At 67.7% G+C, this 23,879-nt stretch carries 15 protein-coding genes; 9 read left to right on the plus strand and 6 right to left on the minus strand.

Translation table 11 applies throughout. From position 1 onward, the window contains the following. The first annotated feature begins 15 nt into the window (after window positions 1-15). The gene (locus AB4850_RS08095; RefSeq protein WP_414439303.1) at window positions 16-1,104 is read left to right on the plus strand and encodes a calcium:proton antiporter; all 1,089 of its coding nucleotides are present in this window, start codon (window positions 16-18) and stop codon (window positions 1,102-1,104) included. A 52-nt stretch (window positions 1,105-1,156) separates the two neighbouring features. Here AB4850_RS08095 and AB4850_RS08100 read toward each other — a convergent pair whose 3' ends face one another. Next, window positions 1,157-2,113 (minus strand): LysR family transcriptional regulator, encoded by a 957-nt coding sequence (locus AB4850_RS08100; protein ID WP_414439304.1) that lies wholly within the window; start codon window positions 2,111-2,113, stop codon window positions 1,157-1,159. 393 nt (window positions 2,114-2,506) lie between these two features. On the opposite strand from AB4850_RS08100, the gene AB4850_RS08105 reads away from it, so the two are divergent. The 5 genes from AB4850_RS08105 (at window position 2,507) to AB4850_RS08125 (ending at window position 8,347) form a co-directional block, all read left to right on the plus strand. Then, window positions 2,507-3,649 (plus strand): HPP family protein, encoded by a 1,143-nt coding sequence (locus tag AB4850_RS08105; RefSeq protein ID WP_414439305.1) that lies wholly within the window; start codon window positions 2,507-2,509, stop codon window positions 3,647-3,649. A 121-nt stretch (window positions 3,650-3,770) separates the two neighbouring features. Continuing rightward, a complete protein-coding gene (locus AB4850_RS08110; protein WP_414439306.1) occupies window positions 3,771-4,184 on the plus strand; it encodes a MarR family winged helix-turn-helix transcriptional regulator in 414 nt (137 codons plus the stop codon). Between the two features lie 25 nt (window positions 4,185-4,209). After that, on the plus strand, window positions 4,210-5,994 hold the full coding sequence (locus AB4850_RS08115; RefSeq protein ID WP_414439307.1) for a chloride channel protein: 1,785 nt from the start codon (window positions 4,210-4,212) through the stop codon (window positions 5,992-5,994). 451 nt (window positions 5,995-6,445) lie between these two features. Next, on the plus strand, window positions 6,446-6,796 hold the full coding sequence (locus tag AB4850_RS08120; protein WP_414439308.1) for a hypothetical protein: 351 nt from the start codon (window positions 6,446-6,448) through the stop codon (window positions 6,794-6,796). Window positions 6,797-7,045: 249 nt separating this feature from the next. Then, the gene (locus AB4850_RS08125; protein WP_414439309.1) at window positions 7,046-8,347 is read left to right on the plus strand and encodes a UDP-N-acetylglucosamine 1-carboxyvinyltransferase; all 1,302 of its coding nucleotides are present in this window, start codon (window positions 7,046-7,048) and stop codon (window positions 8,345-8,347) included. A 128-nt stretch (window positions 8,348-8,475) separates the two neighbouring features. Here AB4850_RS08125 and AB4850_RS08130 read toward each other — a convergent pair whose 3' ends face one another. After that, window positions 8,476-9,582 carry a porin gene (locus tag AB4850_RS08130; protein WP_414439310.1) on the minus strand — a complete coding sequence of 369 codons (1,107 nt, stop codon included), beginning with the start codon at window positions 9,580-9,582 and terminating at the stop codon, window positions 8,476-8,478. Window positions 9,583-10,087: 505 nt separating this feature from the next. Here AB4850_RS08130 and AB4850_RS08135 point away from each other — a divergent pair. Both AB4850_RS08135 and pbpC read left to right on the plus strand, forming a co-directional pair. Further along, window positions 10,088-16,201, plus strand: a complete 6,114-nt coding sequence (locus AB4850_RS08135; protein ID WP_414439311.1) for an MG2 domain-containing protein — start codon at window positions 10,088-10,090, stop codon at window positions 16,199-16,201. Further along, the gene (gene pbpC / locus AB4850_RS08140; protein WP_414439312.1) at window positions 16,198-18,522 is read left to right on the plus strand and encodes a penicillin-binding protein 1C; all 2,325 of its coding nucleotides are present in this window, start codon (window positions 16,198-16,200) and stop codon (window positions 18,520-18,522) included. Before AB4850_RS08135 ends, pbpC begins: the two co-directional genes overlap by 4 nt. 42 nt (window positions 18,523-18,564) lie before the next feature. On the opposite strand, the gene AB4850_RS08145 is transcribed toward pbpC, so the two are convergent. From AB4850_RS08145 to AB4850_RS08160, 4 genes are all read right to left on the minus strand, one after another. Continuing rightward, window positions 18,565-18,738 carry a hypothetical protein gene (locus AB4850_RS08145; protein WP_414439313.1) on the minus strand — a complete coding sequence of 58 codons (174 nt, stop codon included), beginning with the start codon at window positions 18,736-18,738 and terminating at the stop codon, window positions 18,565-18,567. A 413-nt stretch (window positions 18,739-19,151) separates the two neighbouring features. Beyond that, the gene (locus AB4850_RS08150; protein WP_414439314.1) at window positions 19,152-20,342 is read right to left on the minus strand and encodes a hypothetical protein; all 1,191 of its coding nucleotides are present in this window, start codon (window positions 20,340-20,342) and stop codon (window positions 19,152-19,154) included. A 508-nt stretch (window positions 20,343-20,850) separates the two neighbouring features. Continuing rightward, a complete protein-coding gene (locus AB4850_RS08155; RefSeq protein WP_414439315.1) occupies window positions 20,851-21,141 on the minus strand; it encodes an H-NS histone family protein in 291 nt (96 codons plus the stop codon). 535 nt (window positions 21,142-21,676) lie between these two features. Continuing rightward, window positions 21,677-22,144 carry a hypothetical protein gene (locus tag AB4850_RS08160; RefSeq protein WP_414439316.1) on the minus strand — a complete coding sequence of 156 codons (468 nt, stop codon included), beginning with the start codon at window positions 22,142-22,144 and terminating at the stop codon, window positions 21,677-21,679. A 662-nt stretch (window positions 22,145-22,806) separates the two neighbouring features. On the opposite strand from AB4850_RS08160, the gene AB4850_RS08165 reads away from it, so the two are divergent. Beyond that, window positions 22,807-23,805 (plus strand): ProQ/FINO family protein, encoded by a 999-nt coding sequence (locus AB4850_RS08165; RefSeq protein WP_414439317.1) that lies wholly within the window; start codon window positions 22,807-22,809, stop codon window positions 23,803-23,805. Window positions 23,806-23,879: the final 74 nt, after the last annotated feature.

The raw sequence follows: 23,879 nt of genomic DNA on the forward strand, positions 1-23,879 counted from the left end.
ACCACAGGATTCCCGATGCCGCACTCCTCGAACGCCTTGCCCCGCTGGACCCTCTGGGCGCCGCTCGCCGCCTGGGTCGTGCTGGGGCTGTCGCGCGTGATCTCGGTCGACGGCGGATTCACGCTCGTCTTCGTTGCGGCCGCGCTGGCCGGCGCCGTGTTCGCGGCGGTCCATCATGCCGAGGTCATCGCGCATCGCGTCGGCGAGCCGTTCGGCACGCTGGTGCTCGCCATCGCCGTCACGGTCATCGAGGTCGCGCTGATCGTCTCGGTGATGCTGTCGTCCGGCCCGGAGAAAGCCGGCCTCGCGCGCGACACGGTGTTCGCGGCGGTGATGATCGTCTGCAACGGGATCGTCGGGCTGTGCCTGCTGGTGGGCGGCTGGAAGCACGGCGAACAGGATTTCCAGGGGCGCGGCGCGAGCAAGGCGCTGGCCGTGCTGGCCTCGCTGGCGGTGCTGTCGCTGGTCATGCCGAATTATCTGAGCGCCGCGCCCGGCCCGCAATTCTCCACCTCGCAACTGGCGTTCGCGGGCGTGTCGTCGCTCGTGCTGTACGGCGTGTTCGTGTTCGTGCAGACGGTGCGCCACCGCGATTACTTCCTGGTGGCCGACAGCGCCGACGAATCCGTGCACGCGGTGCCGCCGAGCCGTAACGTGGCGCTGATCAGCATGATCTTTCTGTTCGTCGCGCTGGTGGCGGTGGTACTGCTGGCGAAGCTGCTGTCGCCGGCCGTCGAGCGCGGCGTGGCGCAGTTGGGCGCGCCGGAGGCCGCGGTGGGCATCGTGATCGCGGCGCTGGTGCTGCTGCCCGAAGGACTGGCCGCGGTGGGCGCGGCGCGTGCCAACCGCTTGCAGACCAGCCTCAATCTCGCGCTCGGCTCCGCGCTGGCCAGCATCGGCCTGACCATCCCGACCGTGGCCGCGGTATTCGTGTGGACCGGCCAGCCGCTCACGCTCGGCGTCGGCCCGATGGAAACCGCCTTGCTTTCGTTAACGCTGCTGGTCAGCACGCTCACGCTCAGCACCGGGCGCACCACGGTGCTGCAGGGCGTGGTGCACCTTTCGATATTCGCGGCCTACCTGTTCCTGTCGATCACGCACTGAACGCGCGGTGCCTCGGGGCAACGCGCGCGCGGCGAAATCCACGCTCGGACGTTCACGCGCCTGCCGCCACCGGGCTCGCAAGCCGTTCGAGTTCGACGAGATCGTTGGCCAGCGCCGGCGTGAGCGTCGTGCGCAGGTGATCGAGGAAGGTGCGCGTCTTCGCGTCGAGATAGCGGCGTGACGCATACACGGCAAACACATGGATCGTGTGCAGCCGATAGTTCGGCAGCACACGCACCAGCCGCCCCGAGCGCAGGTCTTCTATCGCCGTATAGAGCGCGATCGAGCCGATGCCGCGCCCGGAGCGCAGCGCCACGGCCAGCGCGTCGGGCACGTTCACCTGGAACGGCGACGCCGGCAATTCGTAGCGCAACTCCTCGCCGTCGCAGCCTTCGAGGCGCCATTCGCCGCCCGGCGCCGAAGGCGTGTCGAGCCGCAGGCAGACATGCTTGCGCAGGTCGTCGGGCGTCTTCGGCGTGCCGTGGCTCGCCAGATAATCGCGCGACGCAACCAGCACGCTGCAGCTCTCGCCGCAGGTCTGCGCGACGTAACCCGAATCGGGCAACTGCGCCGCCGTCACGATCGAAACGTCATAGCCCTCTTCGACCAGGTTCGGCATGCGCTGCGCGAGCGTCAGGTCGACCGACACCTCGGGGTTGTCTTCCTGGTAACGCACCACGGCGGGTACCACATGGCTTTGCCCCAGCCCCGTCATCGCATGAATCCGCATCCGGCCGCTCGGTTTGAGCAGCGCGTTGCGCGCCTCGGCGTTCGCATGATCGATTTCGGCGAGGATCGACTTCGCCCGTTCGAAGTAGCGCTGGCCGCTCTCGGTCATGCCGAGATGGCGCGTCGTGCGGTGCAGCAGGCGCGTTTGAACGTGGGCCTCGAGATTCGAGACGGCACGTGATACCTGCGCTGTGGTGGCGGCGATTTCCTTGGCAACGGCAGTGAAGCTGCCGGCCTCGACGACGCGCACGAACAGTCGCATGTTTTCGAGCATGTCCATGGGGATTCAGGGAGACGGTGGGTGGCGCAAAATCGCGACGGCGCAGGCCGTGCGGCCCGCTCGGAGAAGACAACCCGACCTCGGCCTTGGCAGCGGGCAGGAGGACGGTATCGCGAGCGGCATGTTATGGAATTGAATGTGAAGCAACCAGATTGGCGCGAATTGTACGCCTGCTCGCAATACATGGCGTGCCGGATTCATCACGACTTCATGCAGCTCGTCTAGCTGCGCGCCTCGCCTTCTGTCTCGAGACTTTGCGCCAACCGCACCGAAGCTGAACGTTTTCGTATCAAAACGGAGCAAAGACGCACCGCTTTAGCGCCGATGCACCATGATAAATATCATATTGAGATACAATTCGCGCTCACCCGATTGCCGCCCAACGGTTTTGCCATGTCATCCGCTACCTCGCACTCCCCCGTGTCGACCGCTTCGCGCCTGCGCGCCTGGCTGCTCGGTTTCGCGCCGGCGCCCGTCGCGCTGAGTGCGCGCGAGCGGCTGCGTTCGTGCGTCGGCGCGCTGGTCGGGATCGCCTGCGTGGGACTCACGATGCGCATGCTGCCCGGCATCCCCGAGGCGATGCCGTTGCTGGTGGCGCCAATGGGCGCGTCGGCGGTGCTGCTGTTCGCGGTGCCGGCCAGCCCGCTCGCGCAGCCGTGGTCGCTGCTGGGCGGCAACCTGGTGGCGGCCACCGTCGGCGTGGCCTGCGCGCGCTGGATTCCGGACCCGATCGGTGCCGCCGCACTGGCGATCGCGCTGGCCGTCGGTGCGATGCTGGCGTTGCGCTGCGTGCATCCGCCGTCGGGCGCGGTGGCTCTGACCGCCGTGGTCGGCGGGCCGGCCGTGCATGCGCTCGGTTTCGGTTTCGTGCTGGAGCCGATCGCCGTGCAATCGGCCGCGTTGCTGCTGGCCGCGATCGTTTATCACGCGCTGACCGGCCACCGCTACCCGCACCGCGCCGCCGCCCCACGCGAGGTTCAACAGGCGCCGGCGCGCGGCTTCTCGCGCGAGGATCTCGAAGCGGTGCTGAAGCGCCGAACCGAATGGCTCGACGTGTCGACGGACGATCTCGACGCGTTGCTGCGCGAAACCGAGCTGCACGCCTACGCCCGCACCTTCGGCGCGCTCTGCTGCGCGGACATCGCCGCACACCCCGAAGCCCGCCTGAGCGCCGACACGCGCGCCACCGACGCACTGGCCGCGCTGGACCGGCTCGGTGCCAATGCACTGCCGGTGGTCGATGCCGCGCAACGCCTGCTCGGCATCGTCACGCGCGACGCGCTCACCGTCAGCGGCGCGGCCGATCCCGCCGCCATCGACACGAAACGCGGTCCGGCGATTGCCGGCCTGCTGAACGCCGACACTCCCACCATCCTGTCGACCGAACCGATCACCGATCTCGTGCCGCTGTTCGCCGAAGCCGGCGAGCCGGTGATCGTGGTGGTGGATGCCGCCGCGCGCCCGGTCGGGCTGGTCATGCAAGCCGATCTGATTGCCGGTTTGTACCGGCGCACGCAGGTGCTGAAGGCCGCCTGACCGACAACGCAGAGAGAACCCGATGTGTCCTGCCCTGCCCCCGAACGCCGAAATACGCCCATTTATATCATGTCATGATATATTCGGCGATTCCGCCCGAGACGGGCCATCAGGAATCCCGATGAGCGACACGAACCCCTTGCTGCAAAAGCGCGATTTCGAGCAACTGTCCGACTTCCGTTATCACATGCGGCGCTTCGAACGCTTCTCCGAGCGCGCCGCCCAGAGCGAAGGCGTGACGCCGCTCCAATACCTGTTGTTGTTGCATATCAAGGGCTTCCCGGCCCGCGAATGGGCCACGATCGGCGAGCAGGCCGAACGGCTGCAAGCCCAGCATCACGGCGTGGTCGCGCTGGTGTCGCGTTGCGAGGCGCTTGGCCTCGTGCAGCGCCGCACCAGCGCAAGCGACCGGCGCCAGGTGGAAGTGCATCTGCTCGAAGCCGGCGAAAGCGTGCTGACACGCCTCGCCGCGCTGCATCGCGCCGAACTGAAATCCCTGCGCGGCGCCTTCCAGGTACCGCAAATCGACTACTGATTCCCTTATCGTCCCGTTGCCCGCCATGCACGCCGCCCCGCACCAGCGCGATTTCGCGCCCAATGTCCGCCTGCCCCGCATCGCCATGCTCGCCGCCGTGATCGGCGTGACCAGCACGCTCGCCGCGGTCGTGCTGCTGAACCTGATCCACCTGTTCACGAACCTGTTCTTCTTCGGCCACTGGTCGTTCGCCGACCGCTCGCCTGCCGGCCATGCGCTCGGCGCGTGGGTGATCGGGGTGCCGGTGATCGGCGGGCTGATCGTCGGCATGATCGCGCGCTACGGCTCGGAGAAGATTCGCGGTCACGGCATTCCGGAGGCGATAGAAGCGATCCTGTTCGGCAAGAGCCGGATGTCGCCGAAGGTGGCGGTGCTCAAGCCGCTCTCGTCGGGCATCGTGATCGGCAGCGGCGGGCCGTTCGGCGCGGAAGGGCCGATCATCATGACGGGCGGCGCACTCGGTTCGCTGATCGCGCAATGCTTCAAGGTGACGGCGGCCGAGCGCAAGACGCTGCTGGTGGCCGGCGCCGCGGCCGGCATGACGGCCGTGTTCGGCACGCCGGTGGCCGCCGTGCTGCTCGCCGTGGAATTGCTGCTGTTCGAATGGCGGCCGCGCAGTTTCCTGCCGGTCGCGCTGGCCTGCGCGGTGGCCGGCTTCGCGCGTGCCCTGTGCTTCGGCGCCGAGCCCTTGTTCCCGCTGACCACCGCGGCCCCCTCCACCTCGGCGCTCGGCATCTGCCTGCTCGCGGGGCTGCTGTCGGGCGCGTTGGCCAGCGGGCTGTCGACTGCGCTCTATCGCACCGAGGATGCGTTCGGCAAGCTGCCGCTGCACTGGATGTGGTGGCCCGCGCTCGGCGGCGTCGCGGTGGGCATCGGCGGCTGGCTCGAACCGCGCGCGTTCGGCGTGGGTTACGACGTGATCGGCGACTTGCTGCACGGCCATCTGGCCTTGCAGGTGGTGCTGGCGATCCTGGCCGTGAAGGCGCTGATCTGGGTCATCGCGCTCGGCTCCGGCACCTCGGGCGGCGTGCTCGCGCCGCTGCTGATGCTCGGCGCGGGGCTCGGCACGGTGATCGGCGCGGTGCTGCCCGGCAACGATCCGGCGCTGTGGCCGCTGGTGTGCATGGCGGCCACGCTCGGCGCCACGCTCGGTGCGCCGCTGACGGCCGTGGTGTTCGCGTTCGGCCTCACGCACGACGCCAACGCGCTGCTGCCGCTGCTGGCCGCCACGCTGGTGGCGCACGGCTTCTCGGCCGTGGTGATGCGGCGCTCGATCATGACCGAGAAAATCGCGCGGCGCGGCTATCACATCTATCGCGAATACGGCGTCGATCCGCTCGAACGCCATCACGTCGCCGACGTCATGACACGTGAGGCGATCACGCTCGACGCCGCCATGACGATCGCCGCGGCGCGCCAGGCCGGCTTCGCCGCCGATCAGCGCCATCGCGCCTATCCGGTGCTGCGCGACGGCGCGTTCGTGACGATGCTCGACCGCGCGACGCTGGAGCGAATCCACACCGCCGCCGGCCCCGACGCGACGCTCGGCGACGCGTTGCGCGGTGCCTCGCGCGGCGCGTACGCGCTGGCCGACGAAACGTGCCGGCTCGTCGCCACGCGGTTGGCGGTACACGAACTGGAGCGGCTGCCGGTGCTGACGGACCCGCACACGCGGCAGCTTGCCGGCATCGTGTCGCGCAGCGACCTGGTCAAGCCGGCCTTGCGCCATTTCGACGAGGAACACAAGCGCGAACGCTTTCACGCCATGCGGCCGGCCCGCCCGGCGCGTTGGCTGGCACGCGCGCGCTGAACAGAGGTTTTCGGCACCCGGACACGCCACGCAAATGCGTGCCCGGCCCCGTTTGAAGATGTCACGATTGTCGCGATGTATTTATATGTGCTTGACAGTCGTGTGCCGCATTTTTTGCGATCATGCATGCAAATGCGACGGGGCCACCGCTCAGCAAGCACACTACGTCATTGGTCGAAGAGCCAGGGCGTAGGCTGACGGCGGATTTCGCCTTGACCCTGCTGTTGACCGCCTCTCCTCCCCATCCGCCTCGCCAGATCTGCGATCACGGCTCTCTATCTCGGAAACACCTGGATACGTCTCGTCACGTTTCGGCATGCAACTTAACAAACTGTTGCGCACTTCCCGGAACGGATCGGCGAACATGTGATCTGACACTTTCGTAGTCACTACCGGCGCGCTGCTGTACACAAGCGCGCGGTTCGTACCAACGACCGAACAAGGAGATAACGTGAAGAAACTGCTGCCGCTTATCGCACTGACCGTCGCCGCTTCCGCTTTCGCGCAACAGCAACCCCAGTGGACGATCCAGAACGTCGGTCAAAGCCAGAAACCCGCCCAGCAGGTTTCCGCCTGCATCGCGAAGGCCTGGGCCGACAAGTCCCAACAAACGGTGGTCTCGCAGAACGTGCTCGCCAACGGCCAGGCCATGGATGTCTACGTCCCGGGCCAACAGCCGCCCAACGGCGCCGCCGCCCTGGTGCGCCCGGCTCGCTCGGCCGGCTCGGCCACCTGGGTGGGCTTCCGCTCGGTGGGCGATGCCGCCAGCCCGGCCGCTGCCGACCTGAACGCCTGCCTGTAACAGGCACGGCGTTCGGGCCGGGCGCCGCGTCGACAGATCCACGCAAAGCCTGATCGGCGCCCGGCCTCGCTTCAACCTCGCTTCGGCGAGGTTTTTGTTTTATTGGGGTGCGAATTGGATGTCACCGCGCAGAATCGGCCCCGCTCCGTCCCACATTCCCTCCCGCCGCCGCCGGTTGCTCGCGCCGCATGACGAAACGGTGGCATGATACGAGCCTTGCGCCATCTTTCATTCCAATCGCGCCGAAATATGTCGAATCTGATCGTTCACGGCGGCACTCCGCTACGCGGGGAAATCACGCCGTCCGCCAATAAAAACGCCGTCCTCCCGATTCTCTGCTCGACCCTGCTGACCGATCAGCCGCTGCGGCTCGTCGGCGTTCCCGACATCACCGACGTGCGCAAGATCCTCGACATCTTCCGCACGCTCGGCAGCGACGTGTCAATGGATTTCGCCAGTGGCGTGCTCGACCTGCATCACCGCGACACGACATTCGATCCGGCCGTGCACCGCCTGCCCGAGGAAATGCGTTCGTCGATCATGCTGGTGCCGCCGCTGCTCGCGCGCTTCGGCGTGGCGCGGCTCGAGAGCGACGTGAAGGGCTGCACGCTCGGCGTGCGCGAGATCGATCCGCACGTCGAGGTGTTCGAGCGCTTCGGCGCCACCATCGAGCGCACCACCGATTCGCTGATCGTGCGCGCGTCCGGCCCGCTGACGGCCAACGATCACTGGCTCGATTACGCGTCGGTCACCACCACCGAAAACTTCGTGCTGTGCGCCACCGCCGCGGCCGGCGTCTCGACGCTGGTCAATGCCGCGTCCGAGCCGCATGTGCAGGAGTTCTGCCACTTCCTCGAATTGCTCGGCGTGCCGATCGAAGGCATCGGCACCTCGCACGTGCGCGTGCAGGGCGGCGGCAAGCTCGGCGGCGGCGAACACCGCTTCGCCGAGGATTTCCACGAAATCGCCACGTTCCTCGCGCTCGGCGCAATCACGGGCGGCGACATCGCCGTGCGCAACAGCGGCCCCGAAATGTTCCCGCTGATCGACCGCACGTTCGCCAAGCTCGGCGTGCAGGTCACGCACGCAAACGGCTGGTCGCGCGCCCAGCGCGACGGCGTGATGCGCGTCAAGAAGCCGTTCACGCAGAACATCCTGACCAAGATCGAGGCCGCACCGTGGCCGTATCTGCCGGTCGATCTGCTACCGATCTTCATCGCGCTCGGCGTGAAGTCCGAAGGCAGCGTGATGTTCTGGAACAAGGTGTACGACGGCGCGATGGGCTGGACGGGCGAGTTGTCGAAGTTCGGCGCGCACGTGTTCCAGTCGGACCCGCACCGCCTGATCACGTTCGGCGGCCTGCCGCTGACACCGGCACGCGTCGAAAGCCCGTACATCATCCGCGTCGCGATCGCGCTGCTGATGGTGGCCGCGAGCATCGAGGGCCGCTCCGAAATCCTCAACGCGCAGCCGATCCGCCGCGCGCATCCGCGCTTCGTCGAGAACCTGCGTTCGGTCGGCGCCAACGTCGAATGGACCGCCGGCGACTGATCGCCGGGTGCCGAACGGCACATCGCCCGGCCCGCGGCCGAAGCCGCGCCGGGCGATGCGAGTGAAATGCCAAGGCAGTTCAATTCACGGCCGGTGCGAACCGGCCGCTTCCTTTTTCCGGCCTTGCCTCAGAAGTTGTGCATGATCCCGACGTAGGCGCCCGTCTGCGATTCGCCCGTCAACGGGTTGGTCGAGGTGGAATCGCGCGTCGAGGCGATCAGGCCGAAGTTCGAATTCCCGCCGTTGCGCATGTAGGCCACCGTTCCGTACAGGAACGTGCGCTTCGACAGGTTGTAGGTGGTGCCGAGCACGTACATGATCGCGTGGCCCGACGGATCGTGCGTGGCGTCGCCGTTGCCGCTGCCCACCCGAACGTAATAGCCGCCGCCCGTCACGGCCCAGGCGGGCGTGGCCGAGTAGGTCGCGCCGAGCCAGATGTGATCGGCGCGGTCGGCCAGGCCTTGCGGCGTGTCCGGCGCCGAGTAATGCGTGTAGGCGGCCTGGATCTTGAACTTCTGCACGTAGACGTTGGTGCCGACGAAATACTCGCGCGACGCCGTGAAGATGTTGTCCATCTTGCCGTTGTTGTTGCGCAGCTCGTCATAGATGCCGCGCACGTCGAACAGCGCCGAGTGATACGACAGCATGATGCCTTCCGAGCGGCCGAAATCGTTGGCCGGGCCGGTGTTGAAGCTGGTCTGGTTGCCGAACGCGTATTGCCCCTGCACGTCGAAGCCGTTCCACACCGGGCTGTGATACTCGATGTTGTTGCTGGTCTGCTGCCAGTTGCGGCCGCGCACCAGCGATGCCGACGAAAACGCCTGCTGCACGAACGGATCGAATTCCCACACACCGTCGCTGTCGATGAACAGGTTGCGACCGGCCTGCAGCGTGCCCCATTCGTTGTTCTTCAAGCCCACATAGGCGCGCCGCGAGAACATCCGCCCGCCGCCGGTGGTGCCGTTCATGACCTGGAATGCGGTTTCGAGATCGAAGATCGTCGAGGTGCCGCCGCCCAGATCTTCCGTGCCCTTCAGGCCGAACATGCTGGTGCCCCAGTCGCCGCCCTCGGCGCTCCAGCGCGTGCTGCTGCCCGTGCCCGACGGGTTCGCGATGTGGTTCAGGTACTCCACGCCGCCGTCGATCCGGCCGTAGAGCGTGACGCTCGACTGCGCGAACGCGGCAGCCGGCATGGCGACGATCAGCGCCGCGATGGAGGTCTTTCGAAGTGTCATATCCCCAGCCTGTTTGTCTCTCAGATTGATTGGCACTTCCGGCGGCCCGTGCGGCGCTTGTCGCGCCTGGCACGCGCGGCCAGCCGGAACGTGTTCCGGGCGCACGCTGCGGCCGCCGTTCGGGCGGGCAAGTGCGGTGTTCTTGTTGTCGACGACCGGTTCGATCCCTGCACCGCGCACTGCCGCGATGCGTCGCCCACTCGCGAACCGACGGCCGCCGGTTTCACATCCACGCGCCGGGCAGCCGGTTTTCCGGCCTCACCGGGCCGCGCGGACCGGAAATGTACGCGCTTGAGGCGGGCAGGACAATCTCTTTATAGGCGAAGGATTGTTACGGTCTACTGGATAAACCGTACCGATCGCCGGTTTGTCGGGCGTGCGCCACAGGGCTTTTCGGTGCAACGCAATCGTGCTAATGCGACAAAAATTATGACCTGGCACTTGAAAGGGGTCGGTTAGAATCGCAGGCATTCCGAAAAGCATGCCTTCCGAGGGCGGGTCAGCGATGAAGCAGAACACATCTAAAAAAATCGTGTATTGGAGTGCCGCCCTGGCGCTCGCAGCGGGGCTCGGTGCCGGTTTTGGCTGGCCGGCGGACGCGGCGAAAATCGTCAGCGTATCGCCGCAAGGCTCGACGCCCGATGTCCGTCAGGTGGTGATCAAGTTCGATGAACCGATGGTGGCGTTCGGTTCGCCATCGCTGCCGGCCCCGGCGCAAGTCACTTGCGACGATCCGGCCAACTCGAAATACGACGCGGTGTGGAACGACGATCGCACCTGGCTCGCGCAGTTCGCGCAGGATCTGCCCGCATCGGTGCGCTGTACCGTGACGCTGGACGACAAGCTCCGCTCGAGCGCCGGCCACGACGTGACCGGCCCGCGCCGCTTCACGTTCCAGACCAGCGGTCCCTACCCGTCCGAGATCCGCCCCGGCCGCACCGAGATCGAGGAAGGCCAGCAGTTCGTGCTGAAGCTGACCGGCGCGGCGACCGACGCCTCCGTGCGCGACAACGTCTGGTGCGAAGCCACCGGCATCGGCAACCGCATCCCGGTCACGCTCGCCGACGCCGACACGCGCGCGCAACTGCTCGACCACTTCCACTGGAAGAAGGATGCCGCCCGCGTGCTGACGCTCGGTTGCGCGCAAACCCTGCCGCCCGGCCAGCCGATGCAGCTGGTGTTCGGCGCCGGCGTGAAAGGCCCGAACGGCGTGGCCAACGGCACCGAGAAGCGCTTCGATTTCCGCGTGCGCGAGCCGTTCGCGGCCAACTTCAGTTGCGAGCGCGAAAACGCCAAGGCGGCCTGCACGCCGCTGCGCCCGGTTCGCATCGAATTCAACGCGCCGATCACGCGCGCCAACGCCGAGAAGCTGCGCCTTCAAGGCCCGGATGACGCGATCGCCCCGACCTTCAAGCCCGACGACAAGGCCGGCGACACGCGCGCCGTCGAATTCGCCGCGCCGCTGCCCGACAACGCCAACCTCACGGTCACGCTGCCCGACGGCCTGACCGACGATAGCGGCCGCCGTCTCGCCAACGCCGACCTGTTCCCGCTGAAAACACGCACCGCGGCCATGCCGCCGCTCGCGAAGTTCTCGTCGTCGACGTTCGGCATCATCGAGCGCTACGCCGAGCCCGATTCGCCGGCGCTGGTGCCCGTCACGCTGCGCAACGTCGAAGCCGACCTGAAGATCGCCGGCCTCAACGCCGGCCAGGCCGAGTTCGCCAACATCCGCGTGGAAGACGACAACGCGATCCGCGACTGGATGCGCACGGTCGACCAGCTCGACACGATCGGCATGTCGGTCGGCAGCCTCGACAAGCTGCGCCCCGGCCTGTTCGAACACGCCAAACACCCGGTGTTCGTGCCGCCGGCCGAAGGCGAGAAGCCGCCGGTCGGCAAGCAGCGGATCGTCGACGTGCGCTCGCTGTCGCTGCTGGCCGGCGAGCCGCAGCTCCAGCGCCTGACGCTGCCGAAGGCCGATCCGGCCACGCTGCGCCCGTTCGAGGTGGTCGGCGTGCCGATCCCGAAGCCCGGCTTCTACGTGCTCGAACTGGCCTCGCCGGCGCTCGGCCGTTCGCTGATGGCCAAGCCCGGCGCGATGTACGTGCGCACCACCGTGCTGGTCACGAACCTCGGCGTGCATTTCAAGCGCGGCCGCGACAACAGCCTCGTGTGGGTCACCACGCTCGACAAGGGCAAGCCGGTGCCTAACGCGGAGATCCGCGTGTCGGATTGCAACGGCGAAGCGCTCGCCTCGGGCCGCACCGACGCGCAAGGCCTGCTCAAGATCGACGGCCCGCTCGCCGAACTGCATTCGTGCAACTACGAAAGCGGCTTCCGCAACACGTTCGTGTCGGCGCGCGTCAACGACCCCGCAACCGGCCCGGACATGGCGTTCGTCACCGACGACTGGAACCGCGGCATCGAATCGTGGCGCTTCGACGTGCCGACCGATCGCTCTGCGCGCCCGAACGTGGTCGCGCACACCGTGTTCGACCGGATGCTGGTGCGGGCCGGCGAAACGGTGTCGATGAAGCACTACCTGCGCACCGAGATGCTCGACACGCTCGGCTTCCCGAAGCGCTACCCGAACCGCGTGACGATTCGCCACGAAGGCAGCGGCGACACCTACGAGCAGCCGCTCGTGTGGGCCGCCGATCACACGGCCGATTCGAGCATCACGCTGCCGGCCGGCGCCAAGCTCGGCGAATACACCGTCTCGCTCGACTACGGCGGCGCCGATGATGCGGGCGGCCAGCCGGCCGCTTCCGGCCGTGACGGTCAGGACTATTCGCACATCGCCTACGACGCCGGCTCGTTCCGCGTCGAGGCGTTCCGCCTGCCGGTGTTCAAGGGCACGGTGGCCGTGCGCGACGCCAAGACCAGCCCGCTGGTCGGCGCCAGCGAAGCCCCCGTGACGGTGCAGCTCGACTACGTGTCGGGCGGCCCGGCCTCGAACCTGCCGGTGCGCGTGTCGGCGCTGGTGCGCCCCGCCACCCCGGCGTTCGCCGACCGTTACCCCGATTTCTCGTTCAGCCCGTATCGCCCAGAACAGCCCGGCTCGGACGCCGGCGCGAGCGACGATGACGACAACGACGACAGCAGCGCCGCCAGCTCCGGCCCCGACCCCGATGCGCCGAAACTGGTGGCCGACAAGCTGCCCGTCACGCTCGACCGCAACGGCGCGGGCTCACTGACGCTGAAATCGCTGCCGAAGGTCGATGCGCCGAAGCGCCTGGCGCTCGAAGCGACGTTCGCCGACCCGAACGGCGAGATCCAGACGATCCGCAACGACACCACGCTGTGGCCCGCCGCGCTGGCGGCCGGCATCAAGGCCGGGCACTGGGTGGCGGTAGGCGATTCGGTGCCCGTCACCGCGCTGGCCGTCGATCTGGACGGCAAGCCGCATGCCGGCGCACAGGTGGAAGTGCACGGCTATGCGCGCATCACGACCTCGTCGCGCAAGCGCATGGTCGGCGGCTTCTACAGCTACGACAACCGCAGCGAAACGCGCGACCTCGGCGCGCTGTGCAGCGGCAAGACCGACGACAAGGGCCGCTTCGCCTGCGACGCCAAGCTCAAGGATGCCGGCGAAGTGTCGCTGGTGGCGGTGGTCAAGGACGGCTCGGACCGCGCCGCGACCGGCAGCACGTCGGTGTGGGTGGTGCGCGAGGACGACCTCTGGTTCGGCGGCAACAACACCGACCGGATCGACCTGATCCCCGAAAAGCCGTCGTACGAACCGGGCGAAACGGCGCGCTTCCAGGTACGCATGCCGTTCCGCTTCGCCACGGCGCTGGTGGCTGTCGAACGCTCGGGCGTGATGGAAACGCACGTCGTGCAACTGAACGGGCGCGATCCGACCGTCGAATTGAAGGTGGACAAGACCTGGGGGCCGAACGTCTACGTGTCGGTGCTGGCGCTGCGCGGCCGGATGCGCGAGGTGCCCTGGTATTCGTTCTTCACGTGGGGCTGGAAGACGCCGGTGGACTGGGCGCATGCGTTCTGGAACGAGGGCCGCCATTACGTGCCGCCCACCCCGCTCGTCGATCTGTCGAAGCCGGCGTTCCGCTACGGGCTGGCCGAGATCAAGGTCGGCACAGCCTCGCATCAGCTCGGCGTGACCGTCACGCCCGATGCGGCCAGCTACCCGGTGCGCGGCACCGCGCACGTCAAGGTGGCGGTGCGCATGCCCGACGGCAAGCCCGCGCCGGCCGGCACGCAGATCGCCGTGGCGGCGGTGGACGATGCGCTGCTCGAACTGATGCCGAACACCAGTTGGGACCTGCTCGGCGCGATGCTGCAACGGCGCGGCTACGGCGTGGAAACCGCCACCGCGCAGATGGAAATCGTCGGGCGCCGCCACTTCGGCCGCAAGGCCGTGCCGGCCGGCGGCGGGGGCGGCACCGCGCCCACCCGCGAGCTGTTCGACACGCTGCTGCTGTGGAACCCGCGCGTGACGCTCGACGCGAACGGCGAGGCCAAGCTCGACGTCAAGCTCAACGATGCGCTGACGCGCTTCACGATCGTCGCCGTGGCCTCGGTCGGCGCCGACCGCTTCGGCACCGGCCGCGCCAGCGTGCGCAGCACCCAGGATCTGCAATTGATCTCGGGCCTGCCGCCGCTGGTGCGGGAAGGCGATGCACTGGTCGCGCCGTTCACGCTGCGCAACACCACCTCGCGCGCGATGAAGGTGGTCGTCACGCCGAACGCGCCGGGGCTCGACCTGCCCGCGCAAACCGTGGAGCTGGCCGCCGGCGCCTCGCGCGAGGTGTCGTGGCGGGTGGCCGTGCCGAACGGCGCGGGCGATGCCGGCGGTGCGCTGCCGTGGTCGATCGCCGCCGCCGAGCAAGGCGGCGCGCACGCGGCCGACGCGCTGAAGATCACCCAGCGCGTGGTGCCCGCCGTGCCGGTCACGGTGCAGCAGGCCACGCTGACGCAGATCGACGGCAGCTTCTCGTTGCCGATTGCGGCCCCGGCCGATGCGGCCGCCGGCAGCAACGGCATTCCACGCGGCGGCATCTCGATCGCGCTGCAATCGAAGCTCGCCGACGGCCTGCCCGGCGTGACGCGCTGGTTCCAGCAGTATCCGTATCGCTGCCTCGAACAGCAGACCTCGCGCGCGCTCGGCCTGCATGATCCGGCGATGTGGCAGGCCGTGATCGCGCAGATGCCGGCCTATCTCGACCGCGACGGCCTGGCAGGCTACTTCCCGCTGTCGGCCGACAGCGGCGAGAACGGCAGCACCACGCTGACGGCCTACCTGCTGTCCGCCACCGACGAGGCGGCCAAGCTCGACCCGCGCTTCGCGCTGCCCGATGCGCTGCGCACCCAGCTCGAAGCCGGGCTGGCCAGCTACGTGGACGGCCGCATCACGCGCGACACCTGGGCGCCGCGCGAGGATCGCGACCTGCGCAAGCTCGCCGCGCTGGAGGCGCTGTCGCGCCACGACGCCGCGCAGGCGCGCATGCTCGGCTCGATCGCCATCACGCCCGAGCGCTGGCCGACCTCCGCGCTGCTCGACTACTACGCGATCCTGTCGCGCCTGGCGGACATTCCGCAGCGCGACGAGAAGCGCGCCCAGGTCGAGCAACTGTTGCGCGCGCGCCTGTCGTATCAAGGCACGCAACTGGTGTTCTCGACCGCGCGCGACGACGACCTCTGGTGGCTGATGACCGGCAACGACAGCAACGCGGCGCGGCTCGCGCTGGCCTTCAACGGCAATCCGGCATGGAAGGACGAGATGCCGCGCATCGTGTCGGGCCTGCTCGCGCTGCAACGCAACGGCGCGTGGCAGACCACCACCTCGAACCTGCTCGGCGAGCTGGCCGTCGAACGCTTCTCGAAGACCTACGAGAACACGCCGGTGACGGGCCAGACGCAGTTGCGGCTCGGCGAGGCGGAGCGTCGAATCGGCTGGGGCGGCGCGGCAGCGGCCGTGGCCGCCTCGGCGCCGGTGCAGGCGTCGGGGGCCAAACTGACGGCACCGTCGAACGTGACGCAGTCGTCCGCCGCCACGCGCAGCGCGCCGGCTCGCACGGCGCTGCTGCCGTGGCCGGCGGCAGCGGCCGGCCGTGCGCCGCTCACGCTGTCGCTGACGCAGGACGGAACCGGCAAACCGTGGGCGACGATCCAGAGCCTCGCCGCCGTGCCGCTCAAGCGGCCGGTGGTGTCCGGCTACCGGATCACCAAGACGGTCACGCCGGTCGATCCGGCCGTGAAGGGCGCGCTGACGCGCGGCGACCTGGTGCGCGTGCATCTCGACGTCGATGCGCAAGCCGCGATGACCTGGGTGGTGGTCAACGATCCGGTGCCCGCCGGCGCGACCATCATGGGCTCGGGCCTGGGCCGCGATTCGGCGATCGCCACACAGGGCGAGGCGTCGTCCGATGGCGCATGGCCGTCGTTCGTCGAGCGCGACGTGGACGGCTACCGCGCCTATTACGGCTACCTGCCGGCCGGCAAGACCTCGATCGAATACACCATGCGGCTCAACGCGGTGGGCAGCTTCGGCTTGCCGCCGACGCGCGTCGAGGCGTTGTATGCGCCGTCCGCCTACGGCATGGCGCCGAACGCGCCGATCGTAGTGAAGCCGGCCTCGGCGCAGCAGCCGTGAGCGCGGGCCGTCCCGGCGCGCGGCGCAGGCTGCGCGTGCTGCACGTGCTCGTTGCCGCCGCGCTGATCGGCGGCGCGGGCACGGCCCACGCCGTGCCCGGCTACGACGCTGTGCGCCGCGATTTCCGCAGCTCCGACTGGCTGCTGCTCGCACGCGACGGCACGCCGCTGCAGCGCACCCGCATCGACAGCGCCGAGCGGCGCGGCGACTGGGTCACGCTGGCCGACGTGTCGCCCGCGCTGCGCGCGGCGATCGTCGTCTCGGAAGACAAACGCTTCTACGACCACAGCGGCGTGGACTGGCGCGGCATCGCCGGGGCCGCATGGGCCAATCTGTGGAATTCGCGCACGCGCGGCGCCTCCACCGTCACCATGCAACTGGCCGGGCTGCTCGGCGACAGCTCGCGCCGCTCGGGCCAGCGTTCGCTGCCGCAGAAGGCCGGCCAGGCGATCGATGCGCTGTGGCTCGAACGCAGTTGGCGCAAGGATCAGATTCTGGAGGCCTACCTGAACCTGGTGCCGTTTCGCGGCGAGACGGTCGGGCTGTCGGCGCTGTCGGTCACGCTGTTCGGCAAGGCGCCGTCCGGCCTCGACGAACGCGAATCGGCCGTGGCCGCTGCGCTGATCCGCGCGCCGAACGCCAGCTATCCGAAGGTCGCCGAGCGTGCCTGCCGGATTCTCCATGACATGCAGGCGGCGGCCGGCTGCACGGGCCTCGACGGCTTAGTGCAACTGGCGTTCGCACGCCCCGCGCCGCCCTCCTCGGCGTTCCTCGGCGGCGAGGCGCTCGCGCCGCATTTCGCGCGCCGCATCGCGGCCGAAACCCATCCGGAACCCGGCGCGCGCATCCGCTCGACGCTCGATGCCGGCCTGCAACGCTTTGCCCGCGATGCACTCACGCACGCGCTGACCGAATTGAGCGCCGCGCCGCGCTCGCGCAACGTGCAGGATGGCGCAGCCATCGTGATCGACAACCGCAGCGGCGACATCCTGGCCTGGGTCGGCTCGTCGGGCGCGCTATCGGCCGCGCCGGAGGTCGATTCGGTGCTGGCGCTGCGCCAGGCCGGCTCGACGCTGAAGCCGTTCCTCTATGCGCAGGCCATCGACGAGCGGCGCCTGACGGGCGCCACCCTGCTCGACGATTCGCCCGTCGACTTGGCGGCCGGCGGCGGCCTCTACGTGCCGCAGAACTACGATCACGATTTCAAGGGCTGGGTCAGCGTGCGCAGCGCGCTCGGCTCGTCGCTGAACGTGCCGGCCGTGCGCACGCTGGTGCTGGTCACGCCGCACCGCTTCTCGCGCACGCTGACCGCGCTCGGCCTGCCGCTCACGGAACAGGGCGACTACTACGGCTACAGCCTCGCGCTCGGCAGCGCCGACGTCACGCTGCTGACGCTGGCCAATGCCTACCGTGCGCTCGCCAATGGCGGGCTGGCGCGGCCCGCGTTCGATCTGCCGCGCAGCGCCGCGCAAGTGGCCGCGCAGGCGCCGGCCAAGCGCGTGTTCAGCGCCGACGCAAGCTTCATCGTCACCGACATGCTGGCCGACAACAATGCGCGCACCCGCACGTTCGGCTTCGACAGCCCGCTCGCCACGCACGTGTTCTCGGCGGTCAAGACCGGCACCAGCAAGGACATGCGCGACAACTGGGCGGTCGGCTACACGTCGCGCTACACGGTGGGCGTGTGGGTCGGCAATGCCGACGGCTCGCCGATGTGGAACGTGTCGGGCGTGACCGGCGCGGCGCCGGTGTGGGCGGCGATCGTCGCGCGGCTGCATCGCGACGGCGGCAGCGTCGCGCCGAAGCCGCCGCCCGGCGTGGTAAGCGAGCGCGTCGCGTTCGAGCGCGCGATCGAGCCGTCGCGCGACGAGTGGTTCCTGCGCGGCACCGAAACGGCCGAGGTCAAACTGGCGGCCGGCGCGGGCGGGACGCCGGCGCGGGCTTCGGTGACCGCACCGGCCGCGCGCCGCGACGGTACGGGCCCGCTTCGCAACGTGGCCGCCACGGCGGGCGCCACCGGCCCGCATGCGCCACTGGCGATCGCCTCGCCGACCGACGGCACGATCTTCGCGCTCGATCCCGACATCCCGCCGCGCAACCAGCGGGTCTGGTTCGAGCGTGTATCGGGCGACAGCGGACGCGGCAGCTGGCGGCTCGACGGCCGCACGATCGGGCGCGGCGAACGCGTCGCGTGGCTGCCGTGGCCGGGCCATCATCGGCTCGAACTGCTCGATGCCAGCGGCAAGCCGGCCGATCAGGTGGGGTTCGAGGTGCGCGGGGCCGTGGCGCGGCCCGGTGCGGCGGGACGCAGCGGGCCGTAAGCGCCGCCCGCAGTCCCACCGAAGCCGGCGCGCAGCGCGGCCTCACCGGCGATTGCGCGCCGCACGCGCCCACAGCAACCGGCCGACGATCAGGCCGATCACGATCGTCGCGCCATAGCCCGCCGCGAGCACTATCTCCGGATCGGATTCCGAACTCCGCGCGGCCACCACCGCCGTGCCGATCAAGACGATCAGCAGCCCTGCCAGCCATTTCATCGGCATCTCCCCCTCCATCCGGTCGTTTTATGGCGGTCGCACGCCGCTTCGGTCGTTATAACGGCTCGCGCCCGCTTGCGCAGGGAGGGAAAACACGGGAGACGTCGCGTCGTATCCAAACCGCGTCGGATTCCGAACGATTCGCGCTCGATGGCCCGAATCGCCAGAGAAATCGGTCATTCGGATGCCTGTGAACGGCTCGCCCGCGTCGCCGTAGGCGTCACGGCATGGCGGACATGCAAACCCGATTCGGTACGATGCCGTTCGGCGGCGAGCAATGCGTGTGCCGTCGGGTTTTCCTGGGCATGGCAAGCAAGCGCGCGTTTCCACGCGGTGCGATCGGAAATCATTGTGCCGCGCCAATGAAAAAACCCCGCCTGAAGCGGGGCCAAACGATTCCGGAATCGATCCGGTCAGTGAGCCGCAGCGACCGGCCGATAGCGCTTGTACAGTTCAGTCACATCGAAGTAATAGGTACGCGACTGGCCGCCGGCATCCACCGTGTCGATCGCATCGATCTTGCGGGCCGGCCCGGTATCCAGCGACTGGCGGCCTGCCCGCAGCTTCTTGGCGAGCAGCCAGTTCACTTCCTCGCTGATGGCCACGACATGCACGGCCGTATCCGGCGTCAGTCCGTCGCCGCTATGCGCAATATCCTGCTCGATACCGAACAGATACAGCCGTATCTCGTCTTGCGCCTGCATATCACCGGATTTACCGAGCAGAAAACTGTAGACCGACATCAGGCTGAAAATCGGAATATCGCGAAGCGGCCGGATTTTCTCGATCTCTCGAAGTTTGGCGAGCGCGGCGGTTGCGTCGCCTTGCTGTATCAATTGCAGCGCCTGCTTCTGGTCGTCCTGCACGGCTCGAATCAATTCAAGATAATTGAAACTCGTATCGTTCAGGAATGTGATGCGCCGCTCATGCGCGTCTTTCAACGCGGCGGCAAACTTGCCTTGATCGGCCGTCACCGGCAGCGGCTTGAAAATATCCGGATTCGCCTGCTTGATCTCCTGGGCTTCACGCGGATTCGTCGTGAAATAAACGATGGCCGGGCTGCCGCCGGCTTGTGCGACATACGACACTTTCTGCAGCGTCGCGCCCCGATATTCGAGCGTGCTCACGTTGCTGACCGTGCCCGAATGCAGGCGCACCCAGACGCCCATCTCGCCGATCCGCACCACCCGCACCGGATCGTCGGGCGTATCGCCACTGCCGGAGCGCTTGAGCAGGATGTCGGCGAGGGCATCCACGCGCTGGCGGCATGCGGTGGCTTCGATGATCCTGCCGAGCTTGTGGTAGATATTGAAGCAGACGATCTGCGTGTCGTAATCGGGATATTGCGCGAGCGGCGCGTATTTCTCCAGTTCCAGAAGTTTCACCAACGCGGCCTGATCGTCACCCGAACGATCGAGTGCATTGGCGGCGGTCGCGATGGACAACGTATTGCGACTGAACTGCTGGAGATTGATTTGGGCATTGTTGGCGAGCGCTTGCCGCGCCGTTTGCATTTGCTCTACCGGCGACGCGGCTTCCTGAGCAATGGCGGCTGTGGCGACGAAGCCGCACAGCAGGAAAATCAGACATCTGATCGGCTGCATGAATACCTTGTTTTTGATTTGATATCGGGGAATTTATTTCAAGCGCGACAGTATGCCTTGGCGTTATCGACGTGCGTACTCGCCTGCATTACTTTTTATTTCGGCCGTGGAAAGCGATTCATGCAAATTCCTTTCCCAATGCCATCTGATCGATTACACATCGAGCGCCGTCAGGCGGCGCGGATACCTACCCGCCACGATACCGCCGCGGCCACTTCGCCAGTTGCCCGCCACGAACCGCACCTTTCCTCGAAATCCCCCAAAAAACGCGGCCACAATCCCAAAATCTCAACTAGCAAACGTTTGCTTTGCAGAAAAAAATAAATCGGTACGCTACCGCACCGTTGCAATCGAGCCGATTCGCGGATGACGTCGTCGTGGGCGCCGTCGAATTCCCGACGTCCATGCGATCGATCATGTATCTTGCGCGCCCCGGGGCCGTCGGCAGCTGGCACTGGCCGTTTCGGCCCGGGATCGTCGTCATGGGCGGCGCTTGCCGCCCCGTCGATCAGGCGATCAGGAAGCGGTCGCGATCCTGTCCGGCGATCCAGCCCGGCACGCGGCCGCGGCCGGTCCAGGTTGCGCCCGTTTCCGGGTCGCGATAACGGGGCTTCGGCTTCTGATCCTCCTTGCGCGGGCGGCCCAGGCGCGGCGGAAACAGATCGCGCTCGGTCAACCCGTATTCGGCGATGGCGCGCCGGATATCCAGAATCACGGTCTTGAGCTCGGCTTCCCGGGCTTCTCCGGCCTGGCGGGTCAGCTCGTTCAGTTTCTCGAGCAACTCGTGGTAATTCGACATGACAGCTTCCTCGTAGAACACCGTCGTTCTCGCGCGTCTTGGCATGAGGCTGTGAGGAATCGATGCACGCTGCGACGGTTTATAACGATCAAACAGGTCTCAACCCACTATCGCAAGATAGTGGCTCGCTTTTTTTCATGCGTCCTGCCCCGACATCCGAGTCGATGCGGGAAAACGGCCCCCGATCGGGCGCGAACGATTGCGCGACACGCCGCCTTTGGCCATGGCGGAATGTTGTCGTCGGGTTGCATGGCATGCCGGCTGGCGCGCCTCGCATCCCGTCACGGCGTGCAGCGCGTTGCCCCGCCGCCGTGCCTATTGCCGCGCAATCGTATTGGCTCTCGAAACCCAACCGGACACCGTGCGAAAACGGTACGCGCATCACCGGACGAAGCGGCTTCATCCCCTCCGGCGTTGCACGTCGAACCTGCGTATTGCCCGTGACTCGGCAGCCCGTTTTCGCAGACGACGACCGTGGCACCCGGCGTCGCCCGGCTCGCGCCGAACCCGTTACTCAACCCGCTACTCAACTCTATTACCCATTGCGGCGACGCAGGCCCCACCCTGGCATCGCATGGGTCCTGCTGCCTGCCGCTTCATCAAGCCAGGCCATCCCCGCCTGCCCGGAATTCATGTGGTTCGCGTCGAGCCGCGCAGGCGGCGTGCCGCAAGCCGGCGTCGCCGGCAAGCCGCGCCCCGTCAGCATGCGCCGGCCCCATTCGAGCAAGCCGCCCGGCAACGCCGCCGCGGTGTCGCGCGCGCAGCGCGCCGCATCGTCCGGCTTACCGGCCGAGATGCTCGCGAGGCTGTTGCCAAGCCAGGCTGGCGCACGACCCTCGGCCAGCGCGAACGGGCCGAGCCGATGTTCGAATTCGGCTGCCGCGAACGGATGCGCGACGCTCTGCGGATCGGTCGCGCGCGGCGACAGCACCACCACGCGGTCGTACAACGACAGCGCGCGGTGTGCCCCACCGCCCATCCGTTGAAAACAGGCATCACGCACACCAGCACGCGCGGCGCGGCCGTCGTGTCACCCCAGAACGCGCGCACCCGCTGACGCCCGGCCTCGACCACGGCGCGGGCCCGAGTGGCATCCGCGGCCGTGGCGCTCCGTTCGAGATACAACGCGGGCGCCGTTTCGACAAAACCGAAGCACGACGGGCACATCGCGGCGGCCGCCGCCGGCACGCTGGCGGCCAGGCCGCCTGCCAGCGCGGCCAGCACCAGCGCCACGACGCCATTCAGCACGGCGAACCGCAGCGCACGCGCCGCGAACGGCGTGCGCACGATCGGGCCGGTCCCGCCGCGCATCATGCGACGCACTCCGAGCCGAGCCGTCGTGACAGCCACCCTGTGATCACACCTCGCGCCCACCATTCAACCCGCGCAATCGGTTGCGCGCGCAACCGCTTCACAACGCGGCGGCAGCATGCGCTCGACATTGCGCATACCGCGAATATCGCGATGGTCAAATACAGGGTGGCGCGGGCGGCCCAAATGAACGAAAGCATTGTGAAAGCTATGCCTGACGGGCTTTTGACCCATTGATCAATGGATCGGTAAACGGATTGGGAGAATAAAACTTGAGGGTTGAGGCGGAAATTTGAGCGTTGCCTGCCGATTTTCGAGTCATACCCCCTCCAAATTGGAAGCAATACGAATGAAATGCCGGCATTCATCGGACAATTGAGAGGTAATCCGGTCACAGCCATTCGCCGTGAATATGACGCCATCAGGCGGCGGCATGCAGCACACCGATTCGGAAAACTGTCGCATGGCAACCTCCGCCATGAATTACTTTCGATGCTCCGGGGTGAAATACCGCGTCGGACTGCTACAATCGCGGTCCAACCTGAAAGATCGTGCGAAATGGGTTTCGAACAACTCGCTGAATTGAAGAAGCAGCTCGCCCAACAGCGAGCTGACGCCAAGCCGCAAGGCAAGTCCCCGAGCCAGGGCCAGTCCCAAGCCAGATCGTCGGCGAAGCCGTCGTCCGAGAAGCGGCACGGCCAGCCGGGGCAGAAGCCCGCATCCGGCAAGCCTGCCGGCCACGCGGGCGGCAAGCCCTCCGGCAAACCGCAGCAGGGCCGCCGTCCGGCGCCCGCCGTCGACGCCAAGCCGGTCAACCCCACGGTGCTCGCCATCGGCAAGCTGCAACGCCGCTTCCCCGCCGCCTTCCCGAAGAACCCCGCGCCCAAGGTGCCGCTCAAGATCGGCATCTTCAAGGATCTCGTTGCGCACACCGCCGAGTTGAGTCTCGACGAAGCGCAACTGCGCGATGCCATCAAGGAATGGTGCCGCGGCAGCCGCTACTGGGCCAGCCTCGTCACGGGCGCGAAGCGCGTCGACCTGACCGGCGCCGAAGCGGGTGAAGTGACCGAACAGCAAGCCGCGGGCGCGGTGCGCCTCGATCAGGCTCGCCGTACGCGCGCCGCCAAGTCGAAGGCCGGCGAAGCCAAGCGCGACGAGGCAGCCAAGGTGGAAGGCGAAGCAAACGCCGACACCGCGGCGCCACCGCAGGTCGAAGCGGCACAAGCTGCCGACGCGGCCGACGTGCCGGCCGAAACCGACGTTGCCGCACAGGCAGCCGCCCCGGAAGCGCCGGCCGCCAACGAAGCGGGGCCCGACGCCGCATCTGCCGATCAGGAAACCGAACCGAAGTAAGGCAGCGAACCCGGAACCTCGCAGGATCGTGCCTTGCTCCTCCCTGGCTTCATCCCACGCGCCGACGGCTCACA

Source organism: Burkholderia sp. 22PA0106 (assembly GCF_047497155.1).
Classification (GTDB): Bacteria; Pseudomonadota; Gammaproteobacteria; order Burkholderiales; family Burkholderiaceae; genus Burkholderia.